This window comes from Microbispora sp. ATCC PTA-5024 (genome assembly GCF_000511135.2).
Classification (GTDB): domain Bacteria; phylum Actinomycetota; class Actinomycetes; order Streptosporangiales; family Streptosporangiaceae; genus Microbispora; species Microbispora corallina.
The window spans coordinates 627,106-645,559 of sequence record NZ_KI866523.1; the positions used below are offsets into that span (position 1 = coordinate 627,106).

The following is an 18,454-nucleotide window of genomic DNA, read 5'->3' on the forward strand; positions in this document are numbered from 1 at the left end:
CCGGCCGCGGGGCCCTGCGGACCGGAGGGTCCGCGCGTGGCCGGACCGGCGGGGCCCGGCCCCGAACCGCCGACCACGACGTCCACCCGCCAGGTGCCGCCGAGCACGTCGCTCAGCGCCGCCGCCACCACCTCGTCGCGCTTGCCCTTGAGGAAGCCCTGCACGTCTCCGGGCTTCTCGAAGCCCACGGTCACGACGTTGCCCTCCACGCCGAGCAGGCGGCCCTGCGCGTTGAGGATCATCCAGGCGACGCGCTGCCGGTTCTTGATCGCCTCCAGCACCTGCGGCCACGCCTGCTGGACGGGCCCGCTCCCCGCGGCGGCGGGAGAGGCCGCGGCCGGCGCGGTGGGAGCCGGGGCCGCGGCCGGGGCGCCGGGCCGTACGGGAGTGGGCCAGTCGTCGGCGGCGGGCGCCTCGCCCGCGGAGGTGGGCGTCTGTGAGCCCTCAGCCCGGGGGGCCGGAGCGGCCTGAGGGGGGTGAGGGACCTGCGCCGGGGCGGCCGGCGGCGCGGACGCGGGCGGCGTCGTGGCGGCGGGCGTGGCGACAGGCGCGGAGGCGACCGGCGCGGAGAGGACCTGACCGCCCGCGGGAATGCCGCGCTCCAGCCGTTCGAGGCGGGTCAGCAGCGCCGCCTCCCCCTGCTCGGCGGCCGGGAGCAGCACGCGGGCGCACATGAGCTCGAGCAGCAGCCGGGGCGACGTGGCGCCGCGCATCTCGGTCAGCCCCGCGTTGAACACCTCGGCGGCCCGGGTCAGCTCCGCCGGTCCCATCGACGCGGCCTGGACCTTCAGCCGTTCCAGCTCGTCGGCCGGCCGGTCGAGCAGGCCGCTGCTCGCCGCCTCGGGGACGTTCGACAGGATGACCAGGTCGCGGAAGCGCTCCAGCAGGTCGGTGGCGAAGCGGCGGGGGTCGTGACCGCCCTCGACCACCCGGTTCACGGCGTGGAAGACGGCCGCGCCGTCGCGCCTGGCGAACGCGTCGACGACCTCGTCCAGCAGGTCGCCGTCGGTGTAGCCGAGCAGGGACACGGCCCGCTGGTAGGTGATCCCGCCGTCGCCCGCGCCGGCGAGAAGCTGGTCGAGGATCGACAGCGAGTCGCGGGCCGACCCGGCGCCCGCCCGCACCACCAGCGGCAGCGCCGCCGGCTCGTACGGCACGGACTCCGACTCGAGGATCTCCTCCATGAGCTGGCGGAGCGTGGCCGGCGGCATGAGCCGGAACGGGTAGTGGTGGGTGCGGGACTTGATCGTCCCGATGACCTTCTCCGGCTCGGTGGTCGCGAAGACGAACTTCAGGTGCGGCGGGGGCTCCTCCACCAGCTTCAGCAGCGCGTTGAAGCCCTCACGGGTGACCATGTGGGCCTCGTCGATGATGTAGATCTTGAAGCGCGCCGAGACCGGGGCGAAGAAGGCCCGCTCACGAAGGTCGCGCGCGTCGTCGACGCCGCCGTGCGACGCGGCGTCGATCTCGATCACGTCCAGGTGGCCGGGGCCGGTCGCGGCCAGGGCGACACACGACTCGCACTCGCCGCAGGGGTCGGGCGTGGGGCCCTTCTCGCAGTTCAGGGAGCGGGCGAGGATGCGGGCGCTGGAGGTCTTGCCGCAGCCGCGGGGCCCGCTGAAGAGGTAGGCGTGGTGGATGCGCCCGCTGCGCAGGGCCTGACGCAACGGCTCGGTGACGTGCTCCTGCCCCTTGACCTCGGCGAACGTCCCGGGTCTGTACTTGCGGTACAGCGCAAGACTCATGCCGCCTCCTCGGGGGGTCGACCCGGCCGGCGAATCCGCTAACTGAGAGACCCCTCGCACACCCGCCAGAGCCCGCTTATCCTTGCTGCCTTCCGGCCCTGGGGAGGTTCACAGGATGACGCCGCGCGAGGGGTCCGGTGCACAGTCTAACCACTCGGGAACGATGCGCAGGCCGTTCGGCGGCACGGTCATCACGGGCCGGAAAGTCCGCTAAGCTGTTCGGCGGAGGATTCGCCTAGTTGGCCTAGGGCGCACGCTTGGAAAGCGTGTTGGGGGCAACCCCTCAGGAGTTCGAATCTCCTATCCTCCGCGCTTGGTTGAGCAGCAAGAACGCGAAAGGCCCGGTCCATCCAGCCGGGCCTTTCGCGCGTTCCGGGTCTCACCACTGGTCTCGGTCGAACCCGCCGCCGACTCGCCGAGCCGATCGACCCCCGCAGGTGCGTACGTGATGCTTGCGTGCCCGTGGTCCCTGTTTGATCTGAGCCGGGCAGCGTGTTTTGGCAGTACGGAGGGGCGATTGGTATTCGCTCGACCGATTGGGGGCGATGGTGCCCATTACAAGTCAGGGACCCATGAGGAAGGAGACCGATCATGGGTGCTTACCGTCCTGATATGCGTCAGTGCGAGCAGGCTCAGCAGGAGCTGACGAAGGCGGAGGAGAGCCGGCTCCAGGAACTGCTGGCCGCGTTCCGCGAGACCGAGTGACACGTCACCGCCGCCGACGGCGGTGGTGACCCGGGTGGGCACGGCAGCTTCCGTGCCCACCGCTTCCCGACCCGCACCCACGCTCCCGCCGCGTCCGAACCCGCACAATCCAAGCGCTCGGAAAGCCCACCGCTCCCAGACCGGCACATCCGAGCGGCCGACACGCGCACCGCTTCCAGACCGGCACGCTCCCCGGTGACCCGCTCCCGAACCGGCGCCTCCCCGGTTCCCACCGTCGTCACACCGGCACACCGGAAGGACGCGGGCATGGACCACCTCGATCAGCGAAGCGCCACCAACGGCAGTCCGGTCGCGCGCCCGGCGGGCGGCCCGCCGCCGTCGGGAGTGGAGCGGGCGGTGCCGCTGCCGGAGGCGGAACGCCTGGTCCTGGCCGCCCTGCGGGAGCTGGCCCTGGAGGCCGGGCTCGAAGAGCTCCAGGCCGGCGGCGAGCCGACGGCCTACCGGTGCGTGTTGCGCACCGCCACCGGCCAGGTGGCGCCGGAAGGCGTCGGCATGGGCAAGGGCCTGCGCCAGGAGGCCCGGGTGGGGGCGCTGTTCGAGGCGCTGGAGCACTACGCGACCGGCCCGGAGTGGTTCGACCCGGCCGGGACGCGCCTGCGTCCCGCCCGCGCGCTGGCCGGCGGCGTCCTCGCCCGGGACGTGATCGCCCCGCTGCTGGCCGAACTGGGCGACCAGCCGCTGGCCTGCCACGACTACATCCCCCTGCACGCGAACACCCTCGACGGGGCCGGAGGCGACCACGAGCAGGTGGCGGCGCCGGTGTTCCTGGGCGCCCCGTGGTACCTCGAAGACGGCGGGGAGGAGGCCCGCGCGGCCGCGGGCGATCGCTGCGACTACCGGTGGGTGGCGCGCTACAGCAGCAACAGCGGGTCGGCCATCGGCGTGACCGCCGCTGAGGCGCTGGTGCACGCCCTCAACGAGGCCGTCGAACGCGACGCGTACTCGCTGCTGCTGGCACACGCCTTCCTCGGCGGCGGGCACCGGCTGCGCCGCGTGGACGTCGCCACCCTCCCGGGTGATCTGGCGGCCGCGCACGCCCTGGCCCAGCGGCTGGCCGGGCAGCGGGTGCATCTGCTGGACATGACCACCGACCTGGGCGTGCCCACCTTCCTGGCCTACGCCGCCCCCACCTCCGGCGTTCCCCACCGGCGCGGCGCCGGGACCTCGCTGAGCGGCCACTACGCCGCCTGGCGGGCGCTGACCGAGTTCATCCAGGGCGTCCTCAGCGGCGATCACTCCGGCGCCCACCCGTCTGACCTGTCCGCGCTGGCCCGCTACCCCGAGCTGCACGCCTGTGGCCGCTTCGACCTCACGGCCCACCTGGCGGTGGCCCGCACCGTGCCCTACGTCCCGCCCACCGCCGTCCCGGCGACTCCCGCCGAGCACCTGCGCGCGCTGGTGGACGTCCTCACCCGCGCCGGTCATCCTCCGTACCACCGGATCGTGGCCGAGCTTCCCGGCGGCATCACCGCCGTGCACACCCTGGTGCCGGGCCTGGAGCGCTTCATGCTCATCCTGCAGGGCGCCCTCATCCTGCCCGGTCCCCGCGCCCAAGCCGCCCTCACCACCGCGGCCCTCCCCTGACCGGACGGCGCCGGCGGGGAGGGGACGGGCCGATCGGACGGCCCGCCCCCTCCGGCCTCACCGGCCGGGGGTCTTCACCCCGTTGAGCGTGCTCCCGCCCTGCGCCGTCTGTCCCAGCGGCGCCAGGCCGTGGTGGTGGTGACGACGGTGGTGGTGGTGCCGGTGGTGGTGCCGGTGGTGGCGGCCCAGCCGGCGGCCGAGCTGCGGGTCCAGGTGTCCGCCCTGCACGTGGGTCTCCCGCCCCGCCGAGGACGCCGGCGTCGACCCCTGAGCCGAGGACGCCGGCGTCGTCCCGTGAGCCGAGGACCTCGGCGTCGACGCGTGATTCGAGGCGAACGCGGTTCCCGTCGCCGCTCCGCCGACGGCGAGCCCCGCCACCGCGAGACCGGCGATCGTGAGTGTGAGTTTCATCGGCCTTCCGTTCCTGGTCGCTTGTTGTAACCGACGCAGGACAGCCTGTACGTGTGACGGTGAGACGACCGTTCTGGGCGGATGAGGGCCGGGCAAAGTCGGGGTCAGGCCGTGGGAGATCGACACGCCCGGCCTCCCCCAGCCGGGATCAGATCCAGCTGGGGAACATCATGCGGCTGTGCCAGTCATCGTACGGCACGGGGACGGCGGTGAGGACGGGCCACAGCCACCAGAAGTCCACCAGCGCCAGCAGCGCGAACGCCCCGATGACGGAGGCGCCCAGCGCGCGCCTGGCGGGGGAGGCGTCCACGCGGCCGAGGATCAGCCCGCACGCCAGGACGATGGCCAGGATCATGAACGGGACCATCGGGAGCGCGTAGAACAGGTACATCGTGCGGTGGTCGGCCAGGGCGTAGTAGAACCACGGCAGCCAGCCGGCCGCGTAGATCAGGAGCACGCTCCCCGCCCGCCAGTCCCGGGTCGCGGCATACCAGGTCAGCGCGGCCACCAGGGCGAGCAGTCCCGCGTACCAGATGACGGGGGTGCCGGTGCCGAGCACGGCCTGCGAGCAGGTGGCCGCCCCGCAGACGCCCTTGGGCGACTCGTAAAAGAAGGCCACCGGACGCAGCAGCAGGGGCCAGGTCCACGGCTGCGACTGGTAGGGGTGCGACGCGTCCAGTCCCTCGTGGAACCCGAGCACCTGGCTCTGGTAGTGGACCAGCGACCGCACCGAGTCGACGACGAAGAACACCCAGCCGTTCGAGGTCGCCTGGGCCCAGTTCCGGCCCCATCCGGCGGCGGAGGCGAACCACCCTGCGAACGAGGCGACATACACCACCAGGGGCGACACGACCGTCCACGCGAGGCCGAGGGGCCAGTCGAGCCGCAGCGACTCCCGGAAGGGACGGCGCAGGCCGATGGCGTGCCGCGCACCCGCGTCCCAGACCAGTCCGAGGAGCGCGAAGGCGACGACGAAGAACAGGCCGGACCACTTGGTGGCCAGGGCCGCCCCCACGCAGAGGCCGGCCGCCAGGCGCCATGGGCGCAGGCCCAGCCGCGGCCCCTCGCCCGCCAGCGAGGACGTCCCGTACCAGTCCGCGAGCCGGGCGCGGGCCCGGTCCCGGTCCACGACGAGGCAGGCGAACCCGGCCAGCACCCAGAACGTGAGGAACACGTCGAGCAGGGCCGAGCGGGAGAACACCAGGTGCAGGCCGTCCAGCGCCAGCAGGAGGCCCGCGAGGCAGCCGAGCAGCGTCGAACGGGTGAGACGCCGGGCGACCCTGGCCAGGACCAGCACGCTGAGCGTCCCGACGAGCGCGGCGGCGAACCGCCAGCCGAACGGCGTGAGGCCGTACAGCCACTCGCCCACCGCGATCAGCCACTTGCCCAGCGGCGGGTGCGTCACGTACCCGCAGTACGGGTCCTGGCCGCAGGCGGCGAAGATGTCCGTGCGGCCCGCCAGCATGAGCTTGTCGGCGTCGGCGGCGAACTTGCGCTCGACGCCGAACCTGAGCAGGGCGTAGGCGTCCTTGGCGTAGTACGTCTCGTCGAAGACCACGGCCCGCGGGACGCCGAGCCGGTCGAAGCGGAGGAACCCCGCGAAGACCGTCACGATCAGCGGGCCGAGCCACCCCCACAGCGGGCTGCCCGGCATGGGCGGCACGAGACGATCGCGTACGGAGACGGGAGGCGCCCCAGCCGTCTCCGCGATCGTCCGGGATACGGGTGGGGCCACGGGGGAATCCTAGCGCCACATTCGGTACAAACTCCCACGAAGAACGCGTCGGCATCGGCTGCCATGAATGATCATCGGCATTCTGGGCAGAAGGCCCCGGCGACAGCATCGACAGCGCAACCAGCGCCCCTCTCACCGGGAGCGTCGCAGATGGATTTCGATGACCGAGCACGACTCGACGCCTCCCAGGTGGAAGACGTCGGCGGAGGCGGCGGGGGCTTCCGGGGCGGTGGCCTCGCCATCGGCGGCGGAGCCGCCGGCATCATCGCCCTCATCGTGGCCCTGATATTCGGGATCAACCCCGGAGACATCACCGGCGGCGGCGGCGACCAGCCCGCGGGCCTCCAGCCCAGCAGCGACCTGAGCAAGCAGTGCAAGACCGGCGCCGACGCCGACCAGTCCGAGAAGTGCCGGGTCGTCGGCGTGGTCAACAGCATCCAGAAGTACTGGGAAGGCCAGATCGACGGCTACACGCCGGCCAAGACCACGCTGTTCTCCGGCGGCATCCAGACCGGGTGCGGCGCGGCCGACACCTCGGTCGGGCCGTTCTACTGCCCCTCCGACAAGCACGTCTACCTGGATCTGACGTTCTTCGACGAGCTGACCTCGCGGTTCGGGGCCAAGGGCGGCCCGTTCGCCCAGGCGTACGTGATCGCCCACGAGTACGGCCACCACGCCCAGGACCTGTTCGGCACGATGAACAGGGTCGGGCAGGAGCAAGGCGCCGAGAGCGGGTCGGTGCGGCTGGAACTGCAGGCCGACTGCTACGCGGGCGTCTGGGCCAAGAACGCCGTGGACACCGGCTTCTACGCCAAGCCGTTCACGGACGCCGACATCAAGGAGGCGCTCGACGCCGCGGCCGCGGTCGGCGACGACCACATCCAGGAGCAGGCCCAGGGCCGGGCCAACCCGGACACCTACACGCACGGCACCTCGGCGCAGCGGGAGAAGTGGTTCTCCAACGGCTACAGCTCCGGCGATCCCGGCTCGTGTGACACCTTCTCGGGAGGCATCTGACCGGGCGCTGGGCGGCTATCGACGCCAAACAACGCCATTGTCTCCTAAACTACGTACCGTGATCTTTAAGTTGATCGGCGACGGACGACCCTATCCCGAGCACGGCCTGTCGCATCGCGAGTGGGCGCGCATCCCGCCCCGCCAGGTCAGGCTCGACACGCTGATCACGACGAAGGCGGTGCTCGACCTGCACTCGCTGCTCGCGAAGGACTCGACGTTCTACGGCGACCTGTTCCCGCACGTGGTGCAGTGGCAGGGCGACCTCTACCTGGAGGACGGGCTGCACCGGGCCCTGCGGGCCGCCCTCCACCAGCGCTCGGTGCTGCACGCCCGCGTGCTGGAGCTCGACGACTGACGACCGGGCCCCCACGACGACCGGAGCCGCCGACCTGTCGCAGGCCGGCGGCTCTCGCGTGAGCGGTGGAGAAGGGCCGGCGGGAAAGTTTCAGAACCGCGGCCCGCGTGCCCGGCACCGCCGCAGGTCATCTCGCCGGGCGACGGCGGCGGCGAAACGTGATCTGTACCGAGATCGTCCGCGCTGCGATGCTCCGCAGTGGAAGTCCGGCACGACATCCCCCTGAGGAGGGTAGGTGCGGAAGATCAGAGCTTTGGCCGTCGCCGGTGCCTTGGTCAGCGGGCTGGCGATCGTCGCCACCGCCAGCCCCGCGCACGCCGACACACTGCGCAACGTCTACTACTACTCGTCCGACTGCTATCGGTACGGGGACTACGGCGTCCAGAACCACATGTGGAGCTGGTACCACTGCGACTACCAGTACAACCTGTGGTTCCTCTACAGCGTCCCGTAGGAGTTCCTCCCCGGCCGCGACCGGGACACCCTGGCCGGACTCGCGGACACCCGGCCACCTCGCAGTGACGAACCCATGAACCCTCTCCGGAGCCGGGTGCGGCTCCGGAGAGGACGTGCCGCCGCCGGATCACTGCTCCGCGAGCCGACCACCGCGAACCCCCGAAACACGAAACCCCCGAACCCGCGGGTTCAGGGGTTTCCGATGTCGTGCGACATCACAAGAGCGGTGGAGGTGGGATTTGAACCCACGGTAGGTTGCCCTACACACGCTTTCGAGGCGTGCGCCCTCGGCCACTAGGCGACTCCACCGCGCAGCAGCTTACCGGACGAATGCCAGTGCCCGCGCATCCGTTTCCCCGCGGCCACCGGCGCTCGGCGGCTCCCTGAGGCGGCGACGGCCCGTCAGCGGCGCCGGCCGGCGAAGAACTCGCTGAGCAGAGCGCCGCACTCGTCCGCGAGCACGCCCATCACCACCTCGGGCCGGTGGTTGAGCCGCCGGTCCCGGACGACGTCCCAGAGCGAGCCGACGGCCCCCGCCTTCTCGTCCACCGCGCCGTACACGATCCGGTCGACCCGGGACAGGACGGCGGCGCCCGCGCACATCGTGCAGGGCTCCAGCGTCACGACCAGCGTCCGGCCCGCGAGGCGCCACTCCCCGGCCGCGCGCGCCGCGGCCCGCAGGGCCAGCACCTCGGCGTGGGCCGTGGGGTCGCCGCTCGCCTCACGGTCGTTGCCCGCGGCCGCCACCGCGGCGCCGGAGGAGTCGAGGACGACCGCTCCGACCGGCACCTCGCCACGCCTCCCCGCCCGTACGGCCTCGGCCAGCGCGAGCCGCATGGCGGCCTCGTACGCGTCAGCGGACGCGGGTGCGGCGGCCATCGGCGGCGGTCATCGCAGGCGGTCGAGCTCGTCGGCGAAGCCGAGCCGTTCGGCGATGAGGGACAGGATGTCGGCGGGCAGCACGCCCTCCTCCATGCTGAGCTCCAGCAGCTCCTCCGCGCTCACCGAGAAGTCGGACAGCAGCTCCAGGTCGCCCACCGGGCGGATGCCGAGATCGGGCGCGTCCTTGTCGACCACGACGCCGGCGAGGTCGGCGAAGATCTCGCCGAGGGGGTCGCCCTGCACCGCGTGGGCGTCGGAGATGAACACCCGCGGGTCGAGGTCGTCCTCATAGCGGACGATCGCGAACCACTCGTCCTCGACCTCGACGCACAGCAGCGTGAGCTCGTCGCCGTCGAGGTTGAGGGCCTCCTGCGCGGCGTCGCCGAGGTCGTCGACTATCTCGGCCTCGCCGAGGTCGACCTCGGCGCCGGTCCAGCCGCCCGTGGTCCTGGCGAAGGCGGCGGAGAAGAGGTTGGATCTCGAGGGCATTGCCGTCTCCCGAAATCAGCCGATGGCGGCGTCGACGGCGCGTTCGAAGGGCTGGGAGAAGCCCAGCCGGGCGGCGATGCTCGACAGCACCTCGTCGGGCAGCAGGTCGAGGTCGCCCGAGAGGGCCCCGAGCTCCATCTCGTCGAGCCCGAGGTCGGCGAAGATGGACAGGTCGCCCGCCGGGAGGACGCTGTCGAGCTCCTCCTCCTCAGGGACGGGCACATCGAGGTACTCGAGGACCTGCTGCGCCAGCGGCCAGTCCCACGACGCAGTGATGTCCGAGAGGAAAACGCTCACGCGCTCGCCGAAGACCCGTAAAGCCACGAAGAAGTCATCCCCCACGGCGACCATGCCAATCGTGGTCCCCATGCTCGGCGTCTGCCGCAGGGCGTGGATGAGCCCGCGCAGATCGGAGGTGAGCGCCACGGGGAGCATCTCGGCCTCCCAGCGGTCGTCCTCGCGGTAGACCACGATGGCGAAGTCAAGCGTGTCCACGTCTGTCATCGTCTTCCCCACCGGCAAGGCCCTCACGTCAGGCAATCGTCCCAGACTCAAAGTCATACCGTACGGCGCTCCGGCCAAATTGTGATCAAAAGCCAGGTGACGTCGAGTGACCTTTCAGGACACGGTAACTTTTGGAGCCATGCAGACCCTCGTCGTCGACCACCCGCTCGTCGCCCACAAGCTCACCACCCTGCGCGACGTGCGGACCGATTCGCCGACGTTCCGCCGTCTCGCCGACGAGCTCGTCACGCTGCTCGCCTACGAGGCCACCCGGGACGTCCGCGTCATCGACGTCACGGTCGACACGCCGCTCGCCCCGGCCCACGGCGTGCGGCTGGCCCGCCCGGCGCCGCTGGTGGTGCCGATCCTGCGGGCCGGCCTCGGCATGCTCGACGGCATGACCCGCCTCCTCCCCACGGCGGAGGTGGGCTTCCTCGGCATGATCCGCGACGAGTCGACGCTCAAGGCGCAGACGTACGCGACCCGCCTGCCCGAGGACCTGTCCGGCCGCCAGTGCTACGTGCTGGACCCGATGCTGGCCACCGGCGGGACGCTCGCGGCCGCCGTCCACTTCCTGTTCGACCGCGGCGCCGAGGACGTCACCGCGATCTGCCTGCTCGCCGCGCCCGAGGGGCTCGCCCACCTCGACGAGGCCTTCCAGGGGATCGGCAAGCCGATCCGCGTGGTCACCGCCGCTCTCGACGAACGGCTGAACGAGAACGGCTACATCGTGCCCGGTCTCGGCGACGCCGGTGACCGCCTGTACGGCGTGGTCTGATCTCGTTCCCGCCCCTCCCGCGCCATAGTTACAGTGCGCGCCCATACGGGTACGCATAGTGATGTCGACGTCTCGCCGCGTTCGCGCGAGCGGCGCGCCACCAGGGAGTGCGATGAGCGAGCTTCCGGCCGACGAGCGCTACGAGCAGCTCGAGGCCCTGCTCAGGGACGAGTTCGCGGGGGTGCACCCCGCCGCGACCGTCACCCGATGTGTCCAGGCCGCGCATCACGGCGCGGTGGAGGTCACCGGCTCCGCCCCTCCGGCCCTGGTCGAGCGCATCGCGCGCAAGCACCTGCGGGTGCTGGCCACCGCCGCCGCCGAGCGCGGATGACGCCGGCCACATCGGCGTGGCGGATCTTCGGAGCTTTGCATCTTTACCGAGGGGGCCGCCTGGGTAATGTATAGGTCATGGGAGTGGTGACGGCAGTGCAGGTCAAGAAGATCCTCAAGTGGACAAGCGTCGGAGTGGTCACCTTCTACGTTCTGACCCGGCCCACTGACGCCGCGCACACGGTGCACGGCGCTTTCGACGGCCTGGTCGGCGCGGCCAACTCGATGGCGCAGTTCTTCGCCACCCTGACATGAGACTTGTGACCCACGGGGACTCCGCCCCGTCGTCGGTCAACCGTTACCTCCTCCCCCACGAGCACCAAGTCATCATGGTCAGGCGCCACCCCGCCGTACTCCTCCGGCCGGTGGCAGAGATATTCGGCGGGCTCATCCTCGCCGGGTTGCTCAGCAAGTGGCTCAGCGAGAGCGGAGCGGGCCAGATCCTCGTCCTCGTCTGGTGGGCCTGGCTGCTCCTCCTCATCCGCTTCGTCTGGAAGGTGGCGGAGTGGTCGGTCGACTACTTCGTCGTGACGTCCCAGCGCATGCTCCTCACCACCGGCCTCATCACGCGCAAGGTCGCGATGATGCCCCTGAGCAAGGTCACCGACATGAGCTTCCAGCGCTCGCTCCTCGGCCGCATGCTCGGCTACGGCGAGTTCGTCATGGAGTCGGCCGGCCAGGACCAGGCCCTGCGCACCGTTCCCCACATCCCCTACCCCGAGACCCTCTACCTCGAGGTCTGTCAGATGATCTTCCCCAGCAAGGACGGGGACGACGACTGACCCCCGCCTCCCCCGCAGCGTCCCCGTGATCGAACCTTCACCGTCGTGATTCTTGACGGAGGGTTACACGATTCGGTCGCTTCGTGCCATTATGGCGACACCATTGACCATTCCCCCGCCCTGAGAGATCAGATGCCGAGTCAGGGAACCATCGGTGACCGCGTCCGCGGATTGCGGTTGAGCAGGCGCATGTCCCAAGCCCAGCTGGCCGGACCCGACCTGTCGGACAGCTACGTCTCCCTCATCGAGTCCGGTAAGCGGACGCCTACTCCCGTCGTCGCGCGACTGCTCGCCGAACGGCTCGGGTGCACCACCGAGTTCCTGCTTCACGGCATAGAACCGCGGCAGCGCATCGACACCGAGCTCGGCCTGCGTCATGCCGAGCTCGAGCTGTATCACGGCGACCCCGTCGTCGCGGCCGACCGCTTCGGCGAGATCGTCAAGGCGGCGGGCGAGGACAACGCGATGCTCGCCGCGCACGCCCGGATGGGCGTGGCGCGCGCGCTGGAGGCGCAGGGACGCACCGGCCGGGCGGTCGAGGCCTACGAGCGGCTCCGCCGCGAGGCCGCGGCCCACCCCGAGCGGCTGGCCGACCTGCCGCTGACGATCGCGCTGTGCCGCTGCTACCAGCGGGCCGGCGACCGGCTGCGGGCCAGGGACCTCGGCGCCCACGCGCTGACCCAGGTCGACCGGCTCGGCTTCGTCGAGGGAGAGCTCGCCGTCGAGCTGGCCCTCGCGCTGGTCGAGGCCGAGACCGGGCTGCCGTACGTCGAGCGGGTGCTCACGGCGACGGGCTCCCCGGAGGCCGGCGACAGCAGCTCCGAGGTGCTCGCGCTCTGGCAGGCCAGCGTCACGGCCGCCGAGGGGGAGGACTCCGCGCTCGCCGTCCAGCTGGCGGAGGACGCGCTGGCCGCCGGCCGGCCCGCCCGGATCGCCATCCGCTGCGCGCGGATCGCCATGAACTGGGCGAGGCTCACGGCCTCGGATCCCGAAGACGCCGATTTGGATCGAGCCAACGAGCTGGCGACGTCCGCGAGCAGGGTCTTCGCCGGATTCGCGAACGAGCGGGCCGAACACGCGAAGAGCCTCGTGGTGCTGAGCTACGTCCGGCTTCGTTCCGGAGACACGGAATCCGCAGCGGATCTGGCCGATCAGGCACTGGATCTGTTGGTCGGCGTTCCGGGGACCACCGCCGCCACGGCGTACACCGTCCTCGCCGAGGTCGCTTTGGCACGGTCCGACGACGCGACGCCGGCGCTGCGCCGGGCGCAGGACCTGCTCGAAGCGGGGCCGGCCTCCCTCGACCGGGAGACCGCGCGCACCTGGCGTGCGCTCGGCGACCTCTGGGGACAGGCCGGTGCCCTTGATCAGCAGGCGGGGGCATATCGTAGAGCCCTGGAAGCCGTGGGAATCCGAGTGAACATACCGGGCTCCACTACCTCGGCGGTGCTCGCCCGATAAAGCCTCCTGGAGCTCCGGATTTGTTCTAGGGGCTCTGGAATAATTAGGGTCGACCACTCATTCAATCATCGGATGATTGGTAACCCAGAGGAGGCTGACGTGAGCCTGCGGACGGCGCAGCGGGCGTCTCTCGTGGACCAGGTGATCGACCAGCTCAAGGAGCAGATCACCTCTGGTTCCTGGCAGATGCATGCCAAGATCCCCACTGAGACGGTCCTGGCCGAGCACCTCGGCGTCGGGCGGAACACCGTGCGGGAGGCCGTACGGGCCCTGACCCACGCGGGGCTGCTCGAGTGCCGTCAGGGAGACGGGACCTACGTCCGGGCGACGAGCGAGCTGTCGGGCGCGATGGCCCGGCGGCTGCGGGCGGCCGAGCAGCTGGAGATCCTGGAGGTCCGCCGCGCGCTGGAGGTCGAGGCCGCCCGCCTCGCGGCCACCCGGCGGACCGACGGGGACATCGCGGCGGTCGAGGCCGCGCTGGCCGAGCGGGAGAAGGCGTGGGCGGACGGCGAGCCGGACGCCTTCGTCGAGGCCGACCTGGCCTTCCACGTCGCGGTCGTCGAGGCGACGCACAACCAGGTTCTGATCGACCTGTACGTCGACTTCTCCGCCGCGCTGCGGGCGAGCATCGCCGCGGCGGGCGGCTCGCTGGAGCAGAACTACATCCCCCACGACGCGATCGTCCGGGCCATCTCGGCGGGTGACGCCGCCGCCGCGGAGCGCGCGGGCCACGCGTGCATGGAGCACATCCTCATCGCCCTCACCGACTCCGGCCTGACCTCCTGACCCCCGTTCGACAGCTGACGGCCTGACCCGGTCTTCCCCACCGGAGGCCGATCTCCGTGACGCGCGCCGGTCCCTCGGCGTCAGGCGAGGCGGAGGGACATCACGAGGTAGCGGAAACCCGGGTCGTCGCCGTCGTCGGTGATGAGGGCCGGGCGGGTGGACGAGTCCATGTGGACGCGGACGCGCTCGGTCTCGACGCCGGCGAGGCCGTCGAGCAGGAAGTGGGGCTGGAAGGCGATCTGGATGTCCGGCCCGTCGAGGTCGGCCTCGATCACCTCGGCCCCCCGGCCGATGTCCCCGCCGCCTGCCTGGATCAGCACCTGCCCCTGCGAGAACGACAGCCGGACCGCCGTGTTCCGCTCGGCCACCAGGCAGACCCGCTTGATCGCCTCCACGAACGGCCCCGCCACGACGTCGGCGTGGACCGGCCACTCCTCCGACAGGCGCGCCCGGTAGTCGATGAACTGGTCGTCGAGCAGCCGGACCGTGGTCACCCGGCCCTGGCTCTCGAACCCGGCGACGTTGTCCCCCAGGCCGATCGACACCTCGCCGCCGCGCAGCGAGCGGGCCACCTCGACCAGGACCCGGGCCGGGACCACGACGCCGTGGCGCTCGCCGTCCCGCTCGGGGTGCCACAGGAATTCTCGGGCGGCGATGCGGTAGCGGTCGGTCGCCGCCATCGCGACCTGCACGCCGTCGATGTCGATCCGGACGCCCGTGAGCATCGGCAGCGTGTCGTCGCGGCTGGCCGCCGGGGCCACCTGGCCGACCGCGGCGGCGAACACGCCCCCGCCGACGGCGCCCACCTTCGGCGGCATGACCGGCATGGTCGGGAAGTCTTCGTCGGGCATGGTGAGCAGCCCGAACTCGGCGCTGCCGCAGGTCAGCACGGCCTCCGAGCCGCTCCGGACGATCTCCACGGGCCGCGCGGGCAGGCTGCGGGTGATCTCCGCGAGCACCCGGCCGGGGATCAGCACGCGCCCCGGCTCCGCGACGTCGGCCTCGATCTCGGCCCGGGCCGACACGTCGTAGTCGAAGGCGGACACCCGCAGGTCGTCGCCCGCCTCCAGCAGCAGGCCGGCCAGCACGGGGACGGCGGGCCGGGCCGGCAGCACCCGGGCCGTCCACGCCACCGCCTCGGCGAGGACATCCCGGTTCACCTGGAACTTCATCCCGACCTCCCGTGTGCGCCGCCACTCGCTGGCCACCGTAGCCTCCGGCACCGACAAACCCGGCGAGACCAGTCTGGCACCGGGATCCGCGGGCGTCACCGCGAGTTGAGGTAGGCGAGGACAGCCAGCACGCGGCGGTTGTCGTCGTCGGAGGGGGCGAGGTCGAGCTTGGCGAAGATGCCGGCCGTGTGCTTGCCGACCGCGCTCTCGCTCAGGTGGAGCCGCTGGCCGATGGCGGCGTTCGACCGGCCCTCCGCCATGAGCTCAAGCACCTCGCGCTCGCGGGGGGTGAGACGGCCGATGGGCTCCTTGCGGGCGTTGCTCACCAGCAGCTTGGCGATGACCTCGGGGTCCATCGCCGTCCCCCCGGCGGCGACCCGGCGTACGGCGTCGATGAACTGCTCGCCGTTGAACACCCGGTCCTTCAGCAGGTAGCCGATGCCGCCGCTGCCGTCGGCCAGCAGCTCGCGGGCGTACAGCTGCTCCACGTGCTGGGACAGCACGAGGATCGGCAGCCCGGGGACGCGCCGCCGGGCCGCGAGCGATGCCTGCAGCCCCTCGTCGGTGAACGTCGGGGGGAGCCGTACGTCGACGACCGCGACGTCGGGGCGCTCGGCGACCAGCGCCTCCAGCAGGTCGGGGCCCGACTCGACGGCGGCGACCACGTCGAAGCCGTGCGCGCGGAGCAGGTGGACCAGGCCCTCCCGCAGCAGGTGGAGGTCCTCCGCCAGGACTACGCGCACCCGCCGCCCTCCGTTTCCCTGGTCCGCACCGTCGTCGCCAGCGCGACGGCCAGCAGGCCGCCGCCGAGCAGAATCATGCCGACGATGGCCGGCCACTGGAAGGGCTCGGGCATGTACAGGGCCAGGAACCAGGACTTCACCGGCGACCCCACCAGCTTGAACACCATCGCGACCAGTCCCTGCGGGAACAGCGCGATCGGCCACAGCGCCCAGCACAGGCGGCCGAAGTAGCGCCACGGGGTCGTCGGCGCCGGCCTCGTCCGGAACGCCCGGGGAAGTTCGATGACGGCCGTGGTCGGGCCGCCCACGGGGCTGTTCACCGCGAGGACGCCGTCGAAGGCCCCGAGCCTGCGCTCGATGCCGCGCAGGCCGGTGCCGCGCTCGGGGTCCGCGCCGCCGTGGCCGTCGTCGGTCACCGTCACGCGCAGCGCCGGGCCCTGCGCGCTCACGTCCACCCACGCCTCGGTCGCGTCGCCGTGCCTGGCGGCGTTGGCCAGCAGCTCGCTCACCGCGAAGTACGCCGCCGACTCCAGCGGCGCGGAGGCCCGCTCGGGCAGGTCGACGGTGACGTGGACGCGCAGCGGACTGTCCAGGGCGAGGGCACGTACGGCGTCGCCGAGGCCGCGCTCGGCCAGCACCGGGGGATGGATGCCGCGCACCAGCCGCCGGATCTCCTGCAAGGCGGTCGCCGACGCCTCCCTCGCCTTGCCGAGCAGCGCCCGGGCGGCCTGCGGGTCGCTTTCCAGCAGTTGCTCGGCCGCGCCGATCGTCATACCGATCGCCACCAAACGGGCCTGCGCGCCGTCGTGCAGGTCACGCTCGATCCGGCGCAGCTCGGCGGCCTGGGAGTCGACGGCCTCGGTGCGGGCGGCGTCGAGGCGGGTGACCCGCTGGGCGAGCCTGGCCTTCTCCGTGGGCCCCAGCAACGCGGCGGCGACCTGGCCGTGCAGGCGCACGGCCCACGGCGCGTACCAGGGCGCGACGATCACCGCGAGCAGGATCCAGACCGCGCCCATCGCCGGGTTGCCCCCGGCTGCCCACGCGACGCCGTACGCGACCGCCAGCAGCGGAGCGGCGGCCACGAATCCGCCGGCCAACGGCGCGGAGATCAGGAAGGCGAGGTCCCGCCAGGTGGCGGGGTCCTTGGTCATCCAGTTCCACCGCTTGTTGAAGGCCGGGATCGTGGGCTTCCTGTAGAGGGTGCGGCCGTCGCGATACCAGCCGTCAGCCTGTGGGACCGGCGGGGGCGGCGCGGGCCGGTACGGGTCGTCGATCGAGATGCCCGACCAGCGGGCGGCCAGCCCGCGCTGCCGCCGGGTCACGGCCCGCGCGAACCGTACGGCCGGCGGGAAGGCGAACACCAGGCCGACCAGGAAGGTGAGCAGCACCGCCACGAGCATCACCAGGCCGGCGGCCAGGCCCAGCAGGGCGAGGCCGGCGAGGGCGGTGCTCCGGGCCAGGGCGGTGAGGGTCGAGCGAGCTGAGGCCATGGGTTCAGTCTGGGCGCTGACGCCGGGCGGGCACAGTGGGCGAAGCCGCCCGATGGGGGTGGAGGAAAGTGCACCCCTATCGGGTCCGCAGCCGCATTCCGGGCCGCCCGCCAGATTCCTAGCGTCGTCGGCATGGCAATCATCACGGTGGACCACCTCCGCAGGACGTACGGCGCGCGGGTCGCGGTCGAGGACGTCTCGTTCTCCGTCGAGGAGGGCGAGATCTTCGGGATCGTCGGCCTCAACGGCGCCGGCAAGACGACGACGGTCGAGTGCGTCGCCGGTCTGCGCACTCCCACCTCCGGGCGGATCGAGGTGGACGCCGACCTCAAGGAGCAGGTCGGCGTGCAGCTTCAGGAGTGCTCGCTGCCCGACAAGATCCGGGTCGGGGAGGCGCTGTCGCTCTACGCCTCGTTCTACTCCCGGCCCGCCGACTGGCGTGACCTGCTCGGCGAGGCCGGCCTCGACCCGCGGACCCCGTTCGCCAAGTTGTCGGGCGGCCAGCGGCAGCGGCTGTCGATCGCGCTCGCGCTGGTCGGCGACCCGCGGATCGCGATCCTCGACGAGCTCACCACCGGCCTCGACCCGCAGGCCCGGCGCGAGACCTGGGACCTCGTCGCCCGCATCCGCGACCGCGGGGTCACGGTCGTGCTGGTCACCCACTTCATGGACGAGGTCGAGCGGCTCTGCGACCGGGTCGCGGTCATCGCCGAGGGCCGGGTGCTCGCCGTGGACACGCCCGCCGGCCTGATCGACCGGGCCGGCGGCGGGCGGCGGCTGACCTTCCGCACGGACGGCCCGGTGGAGGGTCTCCGGGCGCTGCCCGAGGTCGCCTCCGTGGCCATGGAGGGCGACACGGTCGTGGTGACCGGCACGGGCGACCTGCTCGGCGCGGTGCTCGCGGTTCTGCCCGCCTCCCGGCTGTCCGACCTCGTCGTCCAGCGGACCACGCTCGACGACGCGTTCCTCGCCCTGACCGGCTCCCATGCCGCCGTCTGAGGCCGCTTC

General features: G+C 72.0%; 20 protein-coding genes, 2 tRNA genes and 1 other RNA gene. 12 read left to right on the top strand and 11 right to left on the bottom strand.

The genetic code is table 11. The features are described from left to right. Together MPTA5024_RS15370 and ffs are read right to left on the bottom strand one after the other, a co-directional pair. A partial coding sequence (locus MPTA5024_RS15370; protein ID WP_051458213.1) for a DNA polymerase III subunit gamma and tau occupies nt 1-1,745 on the bottom strand: 1,745 nt, incomplete at its 3' end. Between the two features lie 42 nt (nt 1,746-1,787). Then, nucleotides 1,788-1,883: signal recognition particle sRNA small type (gene ffs, locus MPTA5024_RS39005), an RNA gene on the bottom strand. Nucleotides 1,884-1,969: 86 nt separating this feature from the next. On the opposite strand from ffs, the gene MPTA5024_RS15375 reads away from it, so the two are divergent. Both MPTA5024_RS15375 and MPTA5024_RS15380 read left to right on the top strand, forming a co-directional pair. Beyond that, nucleotides 1,970-2,055: transfer RNA gene (locus MPTA5024_RS15375), tRNA-Ser, on the top strand. 662 nt (nt 2,056-2,717) lie between these two features. Then, complete coding sequence (locus MPTA5024_RS15380) at nt 2,718-4,055, top strand: YcaO-like family protein (protein WP_051458214.1); 1,338 nt, start codon at nt 2,718-2,720, stop codon at nt 4,053-4,055. Between the two features lie 57 nt (nt 4,056-4,112). Here MPTA5024_RS15380 and MPTA5024_RS15385 read toward each other — a convergent pair whose 3' ends face one another. Both MPTA5024_RS15385 and MPTA5024_RS15390 read right to left on the bottom strand, forming a co-directional pair. Then, the gene (locus MPTA5024_RS15385) at nt 4,113-4,466 is read right to left on the bottom strand and encodes a hypothetical protein (protein ID WP_036324714.1); all 354 of its coding nucleotides are present in this window, start codon (nt 4,464-4,466) and stop codon (nt 4,113-4,115) included. A 148-nt stretch (nt 4,467-4,614) separates the two neighbouring features. Further along, entirely contained in the window at nt 4,615-6,120 is a 1,506-nt protein-coding gene (locus tag MPTA5024_RS15390) for a phospholipid carrier-dependent glycosyltransferase (RefSeq protein WP_084369717.1), read from the bottom strand. A gap of 231 nt (nt 6,121-6,351) precedes the next feature. On the opposite strand from MPTA5024_RS15390, the gene ypfJ reads away from it, so the two are divergent. The 3 genes from ypfJ to MPTA5024_RS15405 all read left to right on the top strand — a co-directional run bounded on the left by ypfJ (nt 6,352) and on the right by MPTA5024_RS15405 (nt 8,027). Continuing rightward, on the top strand, nt 6,352-7,218 hold the full coding sequence (gene ypfJ, locus MPTA5024_RS15395) for a KPN_02809 family neutral zinc metallopeptidase (protein ID WP_036324716.1): 867 nt from the start codon (nt 6,352-6,354) through the stop codon (nt 7,216-7,218). A 58-nt stretch (nt 7,219-7,276) separates the two neighbouring features. Beyond that, nucleotides 7,277-7,573, top strand: coding sequence for a type II toxin-antitoxin system VapB family antitoxin (locus MPTA5024_RS15400; RefSeq protein WP_036324717.1), 297 nt, complete (start codon nt 7,277-7,279; stop codon nt 7,571-7,573). Between the two features lie 235 nt (nt 7,574-7,808). Then, complete coding sequence (locus tag MPTA5024_RS15405) at nt 7,809-8,027, top strand: hypothetical protein (RefSeq protein WP_084369718.1); 219 nt, start codon at nt 7,809-7,811, stop codon at nt 8,025-8,027. 226 nt (nt 8,028-8,253) lie between these two features. On the opposite strand, the gene MPTA5024_RS15410 is transcribed toward MPTA5024_RS15405, so the two are convergent. The 4 genes from MPTA5024_RS15410 to MPTA5024_RS15425 form a co-directional block, all read right to left on the bottom strand. Then, nucleotides 8,254-8,338, bottom strand: a tRNA-Ser gene (locus MPTA5024_RS15410). 93 nt (nt 8,339-8,431) lie between these two features. Next, complete coding sequence (gene tadA, locus MPTA5024_RS15415; protein WP_198167170.1) at nt 8,432-8,908, bottom strand: tRNA adenosine(34) deaminase TadA; 477 nt, start codon at nt 8,906-8,908, stop codon at nt 8,432-8,434. A 9-nt stretch (nt 8,909-8,917) separates the two neighbouring features. After that, on the bottom strand, nt 8,918-9,400 hold the full coding sequence (locus tag MPTA5024_RS15420) for a tRNA adenosine deaminase-associated protein (RefSeq protein ID WP_036324719.1): 483 nt from the start codon (nt 9,398-9,400) through the stop codon (nt 8,918-8,920). A gap of 15 nt (nt 9,401-9,415) precedes the next feature. Further along, the gene (locus MPTA5024_RS15425; RefSeq protein ID WP_036326306.1) at nt 9,416-9,904 is read right to left on the bottom strand and encodes a tRNA adenosine deaminase-associated protein; all 489 of its coding nucleotides are present in this window, start codon (nt 9,902-9,904) and stop codon (nt 9,416-9,418) included. A 139-nt stretch (nt 9,905-10,043) separates the two neighbouring features. Between MPTA5024_RS15425 and upp the strand changes: the two genes are divergently transcribed. The 6 genes from upp (at nt 10,044) to MPTA5024_RS15450 (ending at nt 14,041) form a co-directional block, all read left to right on the top strand. Then, nucleotides 10,044-10,682 carry a uracil phosphoribosyltransferase gene (gene upp, locus MPTA5024_RS15430; RefSeq protein ID WP_036324720.1) on the top strand — a complete coding sequence of 213 codons (639 nt, stop codon included), beginning with the start codon at nt 10,044-10,046 and terminating at the stop codon, nt 10,680-10,682. 112 nt (nt 10,683-10,794) lie between these two features. Continuing rightward, nucleotides 10,795-11,013 carry a hypothetical protein gene (locus tag MPTA5024_RS15435; RefSeq protein WP_036324721.1) on the top strand — a complete coding sequence of 73 codons (219 nt, stop codon included), beginning with the start codon at nt 10,795-10,797 and terminating at the stop codon, nt 11,011-11,013. A 77-nt stretch (nt 11,014-11,090) separates the two neighbouring features. After that, the gene (locus MPTA5024_RS40880; protein WP_157099485.1) at nt 11,091-11,267 is read left to right on the top strand and encodes a hypothetical protein; all 177 of its coding nucleotides are present in this window, start codon (nt 11,091-11,093) and stop codon (nt 11,265-11,267) included. After that, the gene (locus MPTA5024_RS15440; protein ID WP_036324722.1) at nt 11,264-11,794 is read left to right on the top strand and encodes a PH domain-containing protein; all 531 of its coding nucleotides are present in this window, start codon (nt 11,264-11,266) and stop codon (nt 11,792-11,794) included. Before MPTA5024_RS40880 ends, MPTA5024_RS15440 begins: the two co-directional genes overlap by 4 nt. 132 nt (nt 11,795-11,926) lie before the next feature. Continuing rightward, nucleotides 11,927-13,255: a helix-turn-helix domain-containing protein gene (locus MPTA5024_RS15445; RefSeq protein ID WP_036324723.1), complete on the top strand. Its 1,329-nt coding sequence runs from the start codon at nt 11,927-11,929 to the stop codon at nt 13,253-13,255. Between the two features lie 99 nt (nt 13,256-13,354). Continuing rightward, nucleotides 13,355-14,041: a FadR/GntR family transcriptional regulator gene (locus MPTA5024_RS15450; protein WP_036324724.1), complete on the top strand. Its 687-nt coding sequence runs from the start codon at nt 13,355-13,357 to the stop codon at nt 14,039-14,041. An 80-nt stretch (nt 14,042-14,121) separates the two neighbouring features. Here MPTA5024_RS15450 and dnaN read toward each other — a convergent pair whose 3' ends face one another. The 3 genes from dnaN to MPTA5024_RS15465 form a co-directional block, all read right to left on the bottom strand. Continuing rightward, a complete protein-coding gene (gene dnaN, locus MPTA5024_RS15455) occupies nt 14,122-15,213 on the bottom strand; it encodes a DNA polymerase III subunit beta (protein WP_036326309.1) in 1,092 nt (363 codons plus the stop codon). A gap of 95 nt (nt 15,214-15,308) precedes the next feature. Further along, on the bottom strand, nt 15,309-15,956 hold the full coding sequence (locus MPTA5024_RS15460) for a response regulator (RefSeq protein ID WP_036324725.1): 648 nt from the start codon (nt 15,954-15,956) through the stop codon (nt 15,309-15,311). Continuing rightward, nucleotides 15,947-17,446, bottom strand: a complete 1,500-nt coding sequence (locus MPTA5024_RS15465; RefSeq protein ID WP_063794698.1) for a sensor histidine kinase — start codon at nt 17,444-17,446, stop codon at nt 15,947-15,949. Before MPTA5024_RS15465 ends, MPTA5024_RS15460 begins: the two co-directional genes overlap by 10 nt. Nucleotides 17,447-17,578: 132 nt before the next feature. Here MPTA5024_RS15465 and MPTA5024_RS15470 point away from each other — a divergent pair, with 132 nt between their 5' ends. Next, nucleotides 17,579-18,445: an ABC transporter ATP-binding protein gene (locus tag MPTA5024_RS15470; RefSeq protein ID WP_036324726.1), complete on the top strand. Its 867-nt coding sequence runs from the start codon at nt 17,579-17,581 to the stop codon at nt 18,443-18,445. Nucleotides 18,446-18,454 lie beyond the last annotated feature (9 nt).